This is a genomic window from Paenibacillus sp. Z6-24, from assembly GCF_054161335.1.
Map to the genome: position 1 here is coordinate 2,466,750 of NZ_CP096398.1, position 14,912 is coordinate 2,481,661.

The following is a 14,912-nucleotide window of genomic DNA, read 5'->3' on the forward strand; positions in this document are numbered from 1 at the left end:
ATTCCTGACTGTCTGGGTACTGCTAAATAGCTTTACTCTCCTTTTGCACAAAACAACTGTAATTTTATGGTTATAATAGCGTTTTCATGGGTAATAATCGGAGCAGAATCGTACAAAGCATGTCACATACCAACTTGTAAAGGCAGGGTTCCCAGTGAAAGGTGATTTGTTGATTGTAGGCGGTAAAGAAGATAAGACAGGTGCCAAGGAAATTCTTCAACGGTTTGTGGAAATGGCTGGCGGTCAGCAGGCAGTGATCGGCATTCTGACAACAGCGACTCAATATCCCCAGGAGCTTGGCAAGGAGTATAGCGAGCTGTTCCAGTCGCTGGGTTGCGATAAAACGATATTATTTCATCTAAACACCCGCGAAAGTGCAGAGCACGATAGTCTGACCGGGCAGCTGCAGGAGTGTACCGGCTTGTTCATCACAGGCGGTGATCAAGTGCGACTGACCAGTATTCTCGGAGGGACGCTTTTCTATGAACAGCTTCGCCATCGCTGGGGTCATGAAGGGATGCCGATTGGAGGTACCAGTGCAGGCGCTGCAGTCATGAGTTGTCATATGATCATGGCGGCTACCGAGACGGATGATGAGTATATTGTGGAAATGGGAGCTGGCTTCTGCTTTGTGGAAGATGTGATCATTGATCAGCACTTTTCCCAGCGCGCGAGGTTCGGTCGTCTCATGACAGCGATTGCCCATAATCCGCAGGTCATGGGCATTGGTATTGATGAAAATACCGCTATTGAAGTTACAGATGATGGTGGATGTTTTACCGTACTCGGAGAGCATTCCGTCACGGTGTTCGATGGCAAAAAGCTGGATTTCGTAGATACGACGAATCACGGAGACAATCAGAATATCACACTCTCCGGAGTTCGTCTGCACTCGCTGGCAGCCGGCTATACCTTCGATCTCAAAAACCGCAAATTGATTACTACCTTCCTGGAGGAGGAACAACATCATGAGTAACTTCATTGAAATTAACAAAATCCGCTACTGGTCGGGTCCCAATCAGTATAATCTCAAACCGACGATGTGGGTGGAACTGAATATTGGGGATCTGGAGCATCAGCCATCCCATCAGCTGCCCGGCTTCAATGAAGCGTTGCTCTCCGTCCTGCCCTCCCTGCATACCCACACCTGCTCACGAGGGTATGAAGGCGGCTTTGTGGAGCGGCTGTATGAAGGCACCTGGATAGGGCATATTATTGAACATATTACTTTGGAGATTCAGCATCTGGCCGGAATCCCGGTTCGGCGCGGCAAGACCATCACCGGCTCCACTCCCGGCATCTACTATGTCACCTTTGATTACCAGGAAAAGGAATCGGGTCGGACGGCATTCGAGGCAGCTGTTGAGATTGTGGAAGCGATTCTGGCAGGGAAGACGGACATTCATGCCGAGCCGCACATCAGCCGGGTATCCGAGCTGTATTTTAACAACAAGCTGGGCCCAAGTACGGAAGCGATCTATAATGCGGCTGTAGCGCGCCGTATTCCTGTTGAACGGATCGGGACAGACAGTACTCTTCGTCTCGGGACAGGAATCCGCCAGAAAAGCGTACAGGCTACCGTAACCAGTCAGACCTCCTATCTGGCTGTAGAAAACAGCTGTGATAAGGAAATGACCAAGCATCTGCTCGAAGCGGCCGGCCTGCCGGTTCCGCAGGGAACAGTCATCGGCACCCGCTCGGAACTGGTCAAAGCAGTGATGAATCTGGGATTCCCGCTGGTACTGAAGCCTGCAAACGGACGTCAAGGACAGGGTGTGATGACCAACCTTCAGTCCATACTTCAGCTGGAGCAGGCGTACAACTTCGTGTCCCGGGAATTTCCGGAATATACGGAGTATATTGTGGAGCGCTATTTTACCGGCAATGACTACCGGTTTACGGTAGTTGGCGGCAAGCTGGTCGCTGCCAGTCTGCGTCAGCCGCCTGCGGTAACCGGTGATGGCGTATCCACCATTCGTCAGCTGATTGCGATCGAGAACACCAATCCGCTGCGCGGCTCAGGACATGAGAAGCCGATGAGCGAGATACCCATCGAACAGGCGGAGTGCTTCCTGAGCCAGGCTTCCATTTCGCTGGATGATGTACTCCCCGCTGGTGAGACACTGTGTGTGATGAGCAGTGCCAATCTGTCTACGGGCGGCTCAGCAGAAGATATAACCGATCAGGTGCATCCTTCGTATGAGCGTCTGGCTATAGAAGCTGCAGAAGCGATCGGATTGGATGTAGCAGGAGTGGATATTATCAGTCCGGATGTCAGTGTGCCTCTGGATAACAATGAAGCCTGCATTCTGGAAGTCAATGCAGCTCCCGGCATACGCATGCATCATTATCCTGCTAAAGGTACACCGCGGGATGTAGGTGCTGCCATCGTCGATTATCTGTTCCAGTCCAGAGAGGAAGCCGCCATTCCTCTGGTAGCCGTAACCGGGACTAACGGTAAAACGACTACCGTCCGTATGGTTGCTCATCTGCTCAAAACGACCGGGCAAAAAGTAGGTATGACCTGCTCGGACGGCGTATGGGCCGGAGATGAATGCATCGATCAGGGCGATTGCAGCGGTCCGGGAAGTGCCCGCAAAATTCTCGCTCGTAAAGACATCGAAGCGGCGGTGCTGGAGACTGCGCGCGGCGGCATGATGCGCGAAGGACTCGCTTTCCGCTGGTGCGATGTAGGTATCGTAACGAATGTATCGGAGGATCATCTTGGTCAGGACGGGCTGGATACGATTGAGGATCTGCGTAAACTCAAGCGGCTCATTCCTGAAGTGGTGCTGCCGGGTGGTGTTTGCATCCTCAATGCGGATGATGAAGGCTGTATCGCCATGGGTGATCATACGGATGGACGGGTCGTCTATTTCTCTCTTAATGAACATAATCCTGTTGTACAGGGAACAATCTATGCAGGCGGGGAAGTCTGGTATCTGGCCGAAGACGGCAGTATGATGCACGCGGTGGACGGACAGGTGGAACATTTTGCCGATGCTAGAGAAATACCTGTCACTGTGGGTGGACTGGCCAAGCATAATATTGCCAACAGTCTGGCGGCGCTCGCTGCCGCCCATGCCGCAGGGATGACGTTGGATCAGCTGCGTGAAGGTATTATGACTTTTTACCCTTCGCCGGAGCAGAGCCGCGGACGTTTCAATATCAGCCGTATTGAGAATCGTACACTAATTGCGGATTACGGTCATAATCCGGCAGGTATGACAGCCATCTATGAGGCAGTTGCCGAGATGCCCAAAAATCGTCTGATCACTGTAGTCTCTGCACCTGGGGACCGAACCGATCATTCTATTATTGAAATGGGTAAAATCATCGGACAACATTCCGATCTGGTTATTCTAAAGGAAGATGGTGATCTTCGTGAACGTAAACCATTGGAGACAGCGAGCCTGCTGCAGGTAGGCTGCAGCTCTGCGGGGTTGCCGGAAGAACATACGGTTGTTATCCCGGATGAACATACAGCCCATCTTCAGGCGTGGGAGATCTCGAAGCCAGGGGATCTGATCCTGATGTTCTATGACAAATATGAAAATGTAGAGCGGCTGATTAATGCTCTGGAACCGTCTGCTTTGTCTGCTACTGTCGTAAATATGGTGGTAGAAAATACAGAGCCCATTCCAGCCGCTGCTCCGCTGCAGGAAGAAAATGAGACGATTCGGATGACTCCGGCTTCGCTGCAGGCATTAACACAATCGGTACATCCGATAAGAGGACACAAGCATGGGTGAGATACTGGTTCATGTAATACGCGGTGATGCGATGGAGTCCTCACATGCAGGTTCGGCAGTTGTTGTTGATGCAGGAGGCCATGTGCTGTATGAAATTGGTGAACCGCATCAGCCGATCTACTCCCGCTCCTGCATGAAGCCGGTCCAGGCCATCCCGATGATCCTCACAGGGACGGCAGACCGTTATGAGCTTACAGACCGCGAGATCGCTGTCTGCTGTGCTTCCCATAATGGAGAGCCGATGCATATCGAGACAGTCACGGGTATGATGTCCAAAGCCGGGCTAGATCTTGATAGGCTGCACTGCGGCGTGCATGCTCCCTACAGCGTAGAAGCCTATGAGCAACTGCTGCTCGGCGGTCGTACTCCGGAGCCGGTGCATAACAACTGTTCCGGCAAACATGCCGGTATGCTGCTGACAGCGCAGAATATCGGCGCAGACCTCAGCAATTACACCCACCGGGAGCATGAGGTACAGCAGAGCGTCATGAAGCAGCTTTCCATGCTGTCAGGGCTGCAGGAGAGCGAGATTCCGACTGGTCTGGACGGCTGCGGACTGCCCACTCATCTGCTGCCGCTGGAGCATCTGGCACTTGTCTTCGCCAGGCTGGCGGCTCCGGACAAAATGCCTGATGATACCGCCCAAGCGATTAAGCGTATCGTTCATGCGATGTTTGAGCATCCGGAGATGATAGGAGGCACCGGCGAATTTGATACCGTGCTGATGCAGCAGATGAAGGGACGTGTGATTGGCAAAGTTGGGGCGGAAGGTGTATTTTGCATGGCATTACCAAAGCAGGGACTCGGAATTGCCATCAAAATTGATGATGGCAATCGCCGCGGTGCCTATCCGGCAGCTGTAGAGATTCTGGAGCAGCTGGGCGTTCTGGAAGACCAGGACCGTGCTGCACTGGCTGAATTTCATAAGCCGATACAGAAGAATAACCGCGATGAGGAAGCAGGCAGGCTGATCCCGGTCTTCCGGTTGATACCGTCAAATCGTATGCTGCAGAACGAATAACTTGTATTCATCCCAACTTCCAAAGGAACCTCCCACGTAGCAGGAAATCGTTTCACCACCGGTAAAGTTGGGGAAGCAAAGAAAGAGTGAATCCTTATTACCGAATACCAGGAGGCTACCATTATGGCTAAGATTGCAGTCGAAAAACCGTTTGATGATGTAAAGGAAGCGCTGGAAGAGAAAGGCCATCAGGTGGATCTGGTGGAGAATGATCAGGAGCTGAAAGGCTATGATCTCGGCGTAATTCGTGTACAGAACGATGGAGATAATGATCTGTATGATTTCCCGGTGGTCAGTATCGAAGGAATGTCGATTGATGAGGTTGTAGAGCGTGTCAGTGACTACGTCGAGAAGATGAAGTAGTGACGTATGCAAGTAGCGATGCGGGATAAGAGGCAGGCATAACTCTATGGAACGTAGAGAATGTCTGCCTTTTTTATAAGCAGGTTATTTTATTCCAAGGAGAGATGTCTTATGGAAATTGGCCAGCAATATCAGCAGCTGATGGCAACACTACGTATGAGTCAGCATATCGAACATGAAGGCTATCTAACGAAAATAACCAAGTTTGTTCCGGATGCAGATGCCCCGGGAGCTCTCGACCCGCGGGTGCGGGCTACCGTCGAACATCATGCTCAGGATTTGACCATACTGCTGCCGGATGATGCTTCCGAGGGAGCCAAGGAATCCGGTGAATTCGGCGAACCGGAGATGTCAGCGGAAGAGATTGCCGCTTTCCCGATCGAAGAGGTACGTATGGCGATGGCAAGGTCCAGTCTGGATATTAGCCGCGGAGAGATTCGCATCAGCGAAGAGAATATCGAGGGACGCAATGGGACGATTACGCTGCGAATATATCGCCCTGGCACCGGACAGTCTCTTCCGGCTGTACTATATTTGCACAGCGGCGCTTTTATCGCTGGCAGTCTGGATGAATCCCAGCATATCTGCAAGGCACTGGCTGAGCGGGCGCATGCCGTCGTTATTGCAGTCGATTACCGACTGGCGCCGGAGCATCCTTTTCCTGCGGGCTTAATGGACAGTCTGGATGCAGTACAATGGGCATACAGCGAGGCTGATGTCATCGGCATTGATCCGCAGCAGATCGCTATTGTCGGCTGCAGTGCAGGAGGCAATCTGGCGATCGGATGCTCGGTGCTGGACCGGCAGCAGGGAACATCCTTTATCGGATTCCAGGCACTGCTGTATCCGCCGCTCAATCCGGCAGGTGTAACGGCAGAAGATTTTCAGTGGAAACTGGACGATCATGGTACAGAAGATAAGCGGCAGCAGGAGCATCGGCAGCTGACGGTTGGAGCGATTCAGAGCTATTCCTTTCTGGGAGGCAAAGTGTATGACCTTTACCTGCAGCAGGGAGCCAAAAAGACCGATCCGCTGGTATCCCCGCTGCTGCTGGAAGATGTGAGCCATCTGCCGGAGACGATGATCGTCACGGCTGAATTTGATTATCTGAATCACGAAGCCGAAGCAATGGCGACCAAATTGGCTCGCGCCGGCGTCAAGACAACCTCAGTTCGTTATATGGGGGTGGATCATTCTTTTGTCGAGAAAGTAGGGTATTACCCGCAGGCGGAAGACTGCCTCGTCGAGATCGCCCGAGCCATCCAGCAGAAATGGGGAATCGGCGACAGTGAGACTGTCTAAATCGTTACTAAATAGAATGGAGAGAACCGTATGCCACTTGATCCGCAGGTACAGGATTTCCTGAATATGTATAACCAATATCAGATGCCCGTTATGGATTCTATTGATCCCAAAATGATTCGCAGCATGGAAAGCAGCTCAGCTCTACAACAAAACGTCCCCCAAACCGATATATACCGGGTGGAGGATCGGAGTATTCCTCTAGCAGACCGGCAAATTACGGTTCGCCTGTATACACCGACAGATGCCAACGTTCATCCTGCACTTATTTTTTATCATGGGGGAGGCTGGGTGCTGGGAAGTCTGGATTCCCATGATGAATTATGCAGAAAGCTCGCTCGTGAAGCGGAATGTGTCGTGATCTCTGTCGATTACCGACTGGCGCCGGAGCATCCTTTTCCGGTAGCTGTATGGGACGCGTACGATTCCCTGCACTATATTGCAGAACATGCCGAAGAATATGGTATTGATGCCAAGCGAATCGCCGTATCCGGTGACAGTGCCGGGGGCAACCTGGCAGCTGTCGCCTGCATCATTGCCCGCGATAAAAGCGGCCCGGAGATCTGTTATCAGCTGCTGTTTTATCCTTCTATGGGAAATGCGACAGATACGCCTTCCTATCGGGAGAACAGTCAGGGTTATCTGCTGACGGCTGATATGATGAACTGGTTCCGCAAATGTTATTTTAAGCAACCTGAGGATGAGAACCATCCATATGCTTCACCTGTGCTGAGCGGTGATCTCAGCGGTCTGCCCCCAGCGTTGATTATGACTGCAGAATATGATCCATTGCGGGACAGCGGTGCCGAATATGCCCGCAGGCTCAAAAAAGAAGGCGTAGAAGCCGAATATATCTGTTATGATGGTATGATTCATGGCTTTGTCACGATGGGTCAGCTCGATCGGACGCAGGAAGCGATTATCCTGTCCGCCGAGCGGCTCAAGCATGTATATCTAAACGAATGATAACTATTGGAGGAATAAACAAATGGCTAAAATTATGGTAGTGGATGACGCTGCATTTATGAGAATGATGTTGAAGGATATGCTGTCTACACTGGGGCATGATATTGTGGCAGAAGCCGGGAATGGACTGGAAGCGATCAAGGCTTATGAAGCCAACAAGCCTGATCTGGTAACAATGGATATCACCATGCCAGAGATGGATGGAATTGAAGCGGTACGCTCTATCCGCAGTACAGACCCGAGTGCCAAAATTATCATGTGTTCCGAGATGGGACAGCAGGCCATGATCGTAGATGCGATTCAAGCCGGCGCCAAAGACTTTATCGTTAAGCCATTTCAAAAAGATCGGGTAGAACTCGCTATCAACAAAGTACTGGGTGTCTAAAATTTATATGATAGAAATGGTCTCTACAGGTTTAAATAAAAAAATATAGTTAATTGTTGTATTTATAGAAAAATATAACATCAAAAAACGTATGCGCCGATATAAAAAATATCGGCGTATTCTTTATTTTGACGATCTGTTCAGTAAGTAGGGAGAAAAGAAAATGATTCAGGAAATTGTACAAAATCAACCCTTTATGACGACTTCACAATATGTTATTGATGTTTTGCGACAGTCAATTGACGCCCTGGCATTGTTTGTAGCTGTTAATGATCGTATAAATAACGTAGTGCTTAAAGCCTTCTGCAAAGATAGCTCATTGGCAGATCAGTTTGCTGTGCTACCTTTTGAAGAGAGCTATTGTCAGCTGGTCTGTGCCAATGGACGAATGGCTACCTTAATCAGGGATACGGAAAGAGATCCGCTTACGGCTTCGCTGAAAATCACCAAGAAGATAGGACGTGGTTCCTTTATGGGAGCTCCGCTCACTCTGGGAGACGGTAGTGTGTTTGGTACCATTTGTGCAATTGACGATAATCCCGGGACTTTTTCCGAGAAAGATCTCGAACTTCTGCAATCGATGGCCCGTCTTCTTTCTAATGTAGTCATGCTGGAATATGAGAAATACAAGGATGCTCTGACAGGCGCTTTTAACCGTGAGCTGCTGGATACCTTTTACGGCTCCCATAATTTCAAGACGAGTCCTCTGGGTGTTATTTATATGGATCTTGATAATTTTAAATCCATCAACCGGGACTATGGCGATAGTTATGGCGATCGTCTACTGATCTATTGTGCTAATGTGATTATACGTATCTATGGGGAAGAAAGTGTAAATGTACGGATGCAGGGGAACCATTTCGTTGTCATTTTACAGCATCCGGTACTAAACCAACTCATCAAAAAAACCCAGGAGTTCCAATTGAATATTTCAAAAATCATGCTGCCTGGAGAAAGCAATCTGTCCGCCAGTATCGGGATAGCATTGTCGGAAGAATGGACAACCGATATTCATGAACTTATTCATCGTGCCAACACCCGTATGCTGTCTATCAAAAATGGCTCCAAAAACGGATATGCTTACTAAAGCGGATTTGAACACTGCTCCAATTTTCACGTCAAGGAGAATCCGAAATTGTATACAAATTTATTATTAGAAGTTATTAATATTACAGGGTTTATCATTCTTGTAATAGCTTTTATTGTGTTGTACAAAAACTATCAAAACCTGCCTCAAACATCTCAGAATTCGCTATCATCCTTACAAGATGATTATTATAAATCACTCTTCCAATATCATGATAATCCCATTATCCAACTGGATCGGTCAGGTTATGTGGTTAATGTAAATCCCGCAGCAGACCGACTCGGTTTACTGACGGGATTTCCTTATGCTTCATGCAAGATTACTGATATCCTTTTCCAAAATCAGGAGCAAGAAGTTCGGAATGCTCTGCATCAGGTATTACAGGGGCGCAACTTGATCTTGCAGTTATTCACTGAACAGGAGAATGGTGAACTTTTGCACTGGAAAGTGACCTTTTTACCGTTGTACGAACATGAGGAAGTAACAGGCGCACTTCTGATGGCTGCAGACCATACGGTTAATCATCGGCTGACTCAGGAACTTACCAGTCGTGATTCGATCTTTTCCCTGATCGAAAAAACAGTGATAGATACTGTACTTGTCGTAGATCGGGAGGGAATTCCTAGTTACGTATCTCCTTCTTTTGAGAAAATACTCGGATATCCTGTAGGTTCCTATCTCTATAATCACTCGCTTTTCCTATATTTTACTGAAAAAGAAAAAGTTAAAATGAATATAGAGTTTGAGAAGTTGCAGCGCGGACAATCCATATCCGGATATCAGTTTACTTTTCCTCATGCCGATGGAAACACCTTATATCTGGAATCAAATGCAACACCTGTGCTGGAAAACGATGGTACTGTACAAAAAATCATTTTCGTTATACGTAATATCACGGCTCGCAAAAAGGCAGAAGAGACAGTCCGGCAAAACAAGGAATTATATATACAGCTGCAGTCCAGTCTGGACCGTTTTTCTGAACGTGCTGCAGGTTTGATGAAAACGAGTGAACTGGAGGATTGTCTTCTGCAGGAGATCAGGCTTATTCTCGGTGTGGAGCAGGCTGCTCTGCTTGAGACAGGAAATTTCAGGTACTTCTCCTGCAAGTCAGGCCAGCATCCCCAAGAAAATATTTTGTTGGCACTGCGTGAATATCAGGGCATCCGCCTGCCGGAAGGGCTCCCTTTCTACAGTTCAGACGGCCTTTTCTTTTCTATCGGAGAGCGGCGCGGGTTGACCAATCTTGTATGGATTGGAGAACTTACAAATCGACTGAATCAGGAGCCTGTACGCATCTGGCTAAAGACCATGGTAAGATACATGATTATTTTTTATGAGAGTTTGCTCAAAATCAAAGATCTTACCGCAGAGTTGGCCCGTCTGACCGAAGAACAAAACACACCGGCCTGGCTGCTGCGTCTGTTATATTCGGTCTCTGAAAACGAACGCAAAAATCTTGCTCAGGATCTGCATGATGCAGCTCTTCAGGAACAGATCATCTGGTACCGTCGATTGGAAAACTTGCAGTATTCTTCGGAAATACCAGAGGAAATTAAAGAAGGAATCCGGCAAATCTCTGATGGTTTGCTGGATGTTATTCACCAGATTCGCATGACCTGTAACGAGTTAAGGCCTCCTTTTCTCAAAGAGTGGGGAATCAATCAAGCTCTGGAATCGTTGTATGAACAAGTACAACTGCGGTCGGATTACCGAATTATATTCGATCATAGCCAGTTTCATAATCCACTCGTTGATGATCAGCTGATTGCCATTTACCGCATCAACCAAGAACTCCTCAACAATGCCTGCAAGCATTCCCAGGCCAGCGAAGTTCGCATTACGATAGCGGATTATGAGGATGGCGTGCTGATGACTTATGAAGACAATGGTATCGGTCTATCGTGGGAAGAACTGCAAAATTCTTATAAAACAATGGGGTTATACGGAATCAGAGAACGAGTGCGTAGCCTGGAAGGGAATATTGAAGTATTCTCAGATTCTGGACAGGGATTAACCATTCATATGTATTTACCATATATACAGTCACCCTCATCGGGGACACTTAAGCAATTGTACTGACAGGGGGAACGGTATATGACTAAAATATTACTAGTAGACGATCATCCGGCTGTTATTGAAGGCACTAAATTTATACTGGAACAGGATAGCGAATTTGAAGTAAGTATACAAAGTGATGTATCCAGTGTAATTGGGCTCATTCAGGAGCAAACATTTGATATTATGATTTTTGATCTGTTTATGCCACCATATAATGGAATTGATCTGGCTGTAGAGGTATTGAAGGTACAGCCGGATGCCTGCATTCTGATCTATACCGGATTTGATATCAGTTCGCACTTGAATCGTCTGATCGATATGGGATTGGCTGGTTATATGCCAAAAACGGTTACACGCGATCAATTGATCAATGCTATCCGCTGCGCGCTTCGACGCGAGGTAGTCCTGCCTCTGGATGTATTTCGGACATTGCGTAGTGAGAGAAACAAAGAGGTAAAGCAAGTGGATTCTTCCTATAAACCGGCTTTACAAGAACGGGATGTCGAAATTTTGCAACAGATTGCTGAGGGGAAAGGAAATCGTCAGATTTCGGAACAAATGTGCATGAGCCAGCGCTCTCTGGAATATCAGCTCACTCATCTTTTTCAGAAACTTGGCGTAAAGTCCAGAATCGAAGCAGTTAGTAAAGCTAAAGACATCGGTATTCTGGAGCCTATAGGCATTTAATACAACAACATACTATGAAAATATTGGAGATCTCATAAAATACAAAAAAACTGCGGATATTGTCAAATCTGCAGTTTTTTTGTATTCAAAATTTGTGGAAGCACGCAAAAAACTTTGCGTGCCCACGTAGCATTTTTACGGTTACCAAACGCTTTTGCGATTGTATGATACATATATAAAGAAGACAAGCAATTTGTCGAATGAGATGGCAAAGGATAACGAAAGGCAGGATAGATATGGATGACTTCCAACAACAATATATAGTCATTGAACTGGGGACAGAACGATACGCTCTGGCTGTATCTGAAATATATGAAATTATTAAAATGCAAAGAACAACAGAAGTACCCAACAGTATTTCTTTTATGGAAGGTGTGACTAATCTGCGAGGAAAAATTGTACCGATCATCAGCTTGCGGAAACGCTTTGATATGGAAGAAAAAACGAATGATCGCTCGACTCGTATTGTAGTAGTTAATAGTCGTGAAGAAATCATAGGTATGATTGTCGACCGGGTACACCAGGTTATCCGCTTTGATGAGATAGAAGATTCTGTAGATAGTGTTTCTGGAGCAGATAGTCGTTATTTTTCAGGCATGGGACATACAGATGGCGATTTCATAACTATTCTGGATATTGAGAATATTTTACATTGAGGAGGTGTTGGCTTGAATCGCAATGACCTGATGAAATTCTTCCTGGAGGAAGCGGAGGAGCAACTGCAGATTCTGGAGCAGGAAATTCTCCAGATGGAAAAGCATGGTGAATCCAATGAGGTAATCCAGCGCATTTTTCGTGCAGCGCATACCTTAAAAGGATCTTCCGCAGCTATGGGCTTTGAATTGATGAAGACTCTTACCCATCATATGGAGAATGTACTGGATAACATTCGCAGTGGACAGATGACAGTCTCCAATCCTGTAATCAATGTGTTGTTCAAATGCCTCGACCGGCTTATCCAGTTTAAAGCTCAGATCGAAATTGAAGGCAACTGCAGTGGCAACATTTCCAAGATTATTGAAGAATTACAGCAGCTTATGGATAAAAATAAATCTGTACAGCAGGCTGTATCAGCACCAGGATTGGCTTCTTTCCTGCCTGAAGAATGTTTGGCACTGGAGGAAGCCAAAAGGACCAAAGGATATAAAGGATTTATTCTGGAATTGACCTTCTCCAGTACTTGTGAGATGAAGGCAGCAAGATCGCTGATCATTCGTAACAGACTTGAAGATTGCACCGATGTAGTAGGGATGACTCCATCTTTTCAGGATATCGATGAAGAGCATGAAGGAACTATTACAATTTGTTATCTTATAGCCTGTGAGAGAACAAGAGAAGAGCTTGAAGCCGTTTGTAAAGAACTTACCCGGGGAGAAGAACTGGAAAATATAAAATTAAGCGATGAACCTGATAGGGCTGAAACGCTCTCCATTGTAACACCGATCGAACCAACCGAGATTCTTGGAGCTTCCCCGGTGTCAACTTCTTCAGAATCACTTCCTCCAAAGGCAGTATCCATCAAACCGGAGAAGGAAGATAATCGAAGAGCAGCTTCCGGTCAGAGTGTGCGTGTAGATGTAGAACGGCTGGAAAATCTGATGAATCTTGTAGGAGAACTAGTTATTGACCAGACCCGGATTGTACAGGTAGGCACCATTATTCGTGATCTCATCACTGCCGATGATACGATGGATGAATTCGACAGTATCACTAATCATATTTCCCGAGTAGTCAGTGAGCTGCAGGAAAGTGTGATGAAAACAAGAATGCTGCCGATTGAGCAGCTGTTTAATCGCTTCCCACGAATGGTACGAGATTTGTCGCTATCCATTGGCAAACAAATTCATCTGGTTATTGAAGGTAAAGAAACAGAACTGGATCGTACAGTTATTGAAGAAATCGGAGATCCACTGATTCATCTGATACGCAACAGCGTAGATCATGGAATCGAAGATGCCGAACGTCGAAAAGCCAGCGGCAAACCAGAGGCAGGAACGATCCGTATTCATGCCGTTCATCAGGAAAATCAGGTTATTCTTACCATAGAAGATGACGGAGCCGGGATAGACCCGAAGCGCATCAAACAATCTGCAATCAATAAACAACTGATTAGCGAGACTCAAGCCGAGCAAATGAGCGATCAGGAAATCATTCATTTGATCTTTGCACCCGGATTCTCGACAGCCAAGCAGATCAGTGATATTTCCGGCCGTGGTGTTGGTATGGATATTGTACGCAGTCATATTGAGAAACTAAACGGAATTATCGATGTGGATACCCGATTGGGTGAAGGAACGACATTTACCATTAAACTGCCGTTAACGCTGGCCATTCTGAGAGGATTGCTAATCAAAATCCACCAGTCTACCTATGCATTACCAATCAGCAGTGTTAGCGAGATTATACGCTTGCCACGCCAGGAGATTCATTCCATTAAAGGTCAAATGGCCGTCAAGATTAGAGAGCAGGTACTGCCACTGGTCTGGATTCATGATTACTTCCATGTGCCACGTCCTGCAGCAAGACACGATGATAATGTGTTTGTGGTTATTGTGGGTATTGCGGAGAAAAGAGTTGCATTGGTCGTTGATGAGCTAGTCGGCAATCAGGAAATTGTGGTGAAGTCGATGGGCTCTTATGTAGGCAAAGTCGATGGCATATCCGGTGCCACTATTCTTGGAGACGGTGGAGTCGCCTTGATTCTGGATGTGACCGGCATATTCAATCTTGTGGGCAGGGATCGCTCGTCCTATACGGAAGAGCTGGTTGTATGACTACAAGCGAAATGAAGGTGGATACTATTAATTTACAGCATTCTATCGAACAGCTTGTTACTTTTGAAGTGGACCATGAGGAGTTTGCAATACCTATCGCAGATGTATATCAAATTATTTTTATTCCCAGATTGATGGTAGTACCTAATTCTCCCGAAACGGTAAAGGGTATTATGAATCTGCGTAATGAAATGATTCCGGTTCTTGATGCTCGTACTGCCTTTGGACTCCCTTCCATCCCTCATGCCAAACAGCACCGCATTATCGTAATACAGTCTGAATCCATTACTGTTGGACTTGTTGTAGATCGTGTCATACAGGTACTCCAGGTTAATCCTGCCAAATTTGATCATGTGCCTTCAGCTACATCGAATCAACAAAATCATTATTTGGAGACAGTCTATAAGACAGATGAACGCATTATTATGCTTTTGAATGTAAATAAAATGCTAAACGATCAAAATATGAATTTCATCCGGAATCATAATTATTCTACGGGTTAAAAATATACAGGCTA

13 protein-coding genes are annotated in these 14,912 nt (G+C 46.9%); all 13 read left to right on the plus strand.

From position 1 onward, the window contains the following. The first annotated feature begins 154 nt into the window (after positions 1–154). The 13 genes from M1D61_RS10845 to M1D61_RS10905 all read left to right on the plus strand — a co-directional run bounded on the left by M1D61_RS10845 (position 155) and on the right by M1D61_RS10905 (position 14,898). Positions 155–976, plus strand: a complete 822-nt coding sequence (locus tag M1D61_RS10845; RefSeq protein ID WP_458122345.1) for a cyanophycinase — start codon at positions 155–157, stop codon at positions 974–976. Then, positions 969–3,752 (plus strand): cyanophycin synthetase, encoded by a 2,784-nt coding sequence (gene cphA / locus M1D61_RS10850; RefSeq protein ID WP_458122346.1) that lies wholly within the window; start codon positions 969–971, stop codon positions 3,750–3,752. The genes M1D61_RS10845 and cphA overlap by 8 nt, the downstream gene beginning before the upstream one ends. After that, positions 3,745–4,773, plus strand: coding sequence for an asparaginase (locus tag M1D61_RS10855; protein ID WP_458122347.1), 1,029 nt, complete (start codon positions 3,745–3,747; stop codon positions 4,771–4,773). Before cphA ends, M1D61_RS10855 begins: the two co-directional genes overlap by 8 nt. Positions 4,774–4,896: 123 nt before the next feature. Continuing rightward, positions 4,897–5,136: a YkuS family protein gene (locus M1D61_RS10860; RefSeq protein ID WP_458122348.1), complete on the plus strand. Its 240-nt coding sequence runs from the start codon at positions 4,897–4,899 to the stop codon at positions 5,134–5,136. A gap of 111 nt (positions 5,137–5,247) precedes the next feature. Then, positions 5,248–6,438 carry an alpha/beta hydrolase gene (locus M1D61_RS10865; RefSeq protein WP_458122349.1) on the plus strand — a complete coding sequence of 397 codons (1,191 nt, stop codon included), beginning with the start codon at positions 5,248–5,250 and terminating at the stop codon, positions 6,436–6,438. 30 nt (positions 6,439–6,468) lie between these two features. After that, complete coding sequence (locus tag M1D61_RS10870) at positions 6,469–7,404, plus strand: alpha/beta hydrolase (RefSeq protein ID WP_458122350.1); 936 nt, start codon at positions 6,469–6,471, stop codon at positions 7,402–7,404. A 22-nt stretch (positions 7,405–7,426) separates the two neighbouring features. Further along, positions 7,427–7,789: a response regulator gene (locus M1D61_RS10875; RefSeq protein WP_458122351.1), complete on the plus strand. Its 363-nt coding sequence runs from the start codon at positions 7,427–7,429 to the stop codon at positions 7,787–7,789. Between the two features lie 163 nt (positions 7,790–7,952). Further along, complete coding sequence (locus M1D61_RS10880; protein WP_458122352.1) at positions 7,953–8,876, plus strand: sensor domain-containing diguanylate cyclase; 924 nt, start codon at positions 7,953–7,955, stop codon at positions 8,874–8,876. Between the two features lie 48 nt (positions 8,877–8,924). Further along, a complete protein-coding gene (locus M1D61_RS10885; RefSeq protein ID WP_458122353.1) occupies positions 8,925–10,955 on the plus strand; it encodes a PAS domain S-box protein in 2,031 nt (676 codons plus the stop codon). A gap of 15 nt (positions 10,956–10,970) precedes the next feature. Then, positions 10,971–11,621 (plus strand): response regulator transcription factor, encoded by a 651-nt coding sequence (locus M1D61_RS10890; RefSeq protein WP_458122354.1) that lies wholly within the window; start codon positions 10,971–10,973, stop codon positions 11,619–11,621. Positions 11,622–11,857: 236 nt separating this feature from the next. Then, positions 11,858–12,277, plus strand: a complete 420-nt coding sequence (locus M1D61_RS10895; RefSeq protein ID WP_458122355.1) for a chemotaxis protein CheW — start codon at positions 11,858–11,860, stop codon at positions 12,275–12,277. Positions 12,278–12,289: 12 nt separating this feature from the next. Continuing rightward, a complete protein-coding gene (locus M1D61_RS10900; RefSeq protein ID WP_458122356.1) occupies positions 12,290–14,395 on the plus strand; it encodes a chemotaxis protein CheW in 2,106 nt (701 codons plus the stop codon). Beyond that, the gene (locus M1D61_RS10905; RefSeq protein ID WP_458122357.1) at positions 14,392–14,898 is read left to right on the plus strand and encodes a chemotaxis protein CheW; all 507 of its coding nucleotides are present in this window, start codon (positions 14,392–14,394) and stop codon (positions 14,896–14,898) included. The genes M1D61_RS10900 and M1D61_RS10905 overlap by 4 nt, the downstream gene beginning before the upstream one ends. Positions 14,899–14,912 lie beyond the last annotated feature (14 nt).

Bases quoted from the DNA above. Each gene is read 5' to 3' on its own strand.
- cphA (WP_458122346.1), top strand. From the start codon at position 969: ATGAGTAACTTCATTGAAATTAACAAAATCCGCTACTGGTCGGGTCCC.
- M1D61_RS10855 (WP_458122347.1), top strand. From the start codon at position 3,745: ATGGGTGAGATACTGGTTCATGTAATACGCGGTGATGCGATGGAGTCC.
- M1D61_RS10860 (WP_458122348.1), top strand. From the start codon at position 4,897: ATGGCTAAGATTGCAGTCGAAAAACCGTTTGATGATGTAAAGGAAGCG.
- M1D61_RS10865 (WP_458122349.1), top strand. From the start codon at position 5,248: ATGGAAATTGGCCAGCAATATCAGCAGCTGATGGCAACACTACGTATG.
- M1D61_RS10870 (WP_458122350.1), top strand. From the start codon at position 6,469: ATGCCACTTGATCCGCAGGTACAGGATTTCCTGAATATGTATAACCAA.
- M1D61_RS10875 (WP_458122351.1), top strand. From the start codon at position 7,427: ATGGCTAAAATTATGGTAGTGGATGACGCTGCATTTATGAGAATGATG.
- M1D61_RS10880 (WP_458122352.1), top strand. From the start codon at position 7,953: ATGATTCAGGAAATTGTACAAAATCAACCCTTTATGACGACTTCACAA.
- M1D61_RS10890 (WP_458122354.1), top strand. From the start codon at position 10,971: ATGACTAAAATATTACTAGTAGACGATCATCCGGCTGTTATTGAAGGC.
- M1D61_RS10895 (WP_458122355.1), top strand. From the start codon at position 11,858: ATGGATGACTTCCAACAACAATATATAGTCATTGAACTGGGGACAGAA.
- M1D61_RS10905 (WP_458122357.1), top strand. From the start codon at position 14,392: ATGACTACAAGCGAAATGAAGGTGGATACTATTAATTTACAGCATTCT.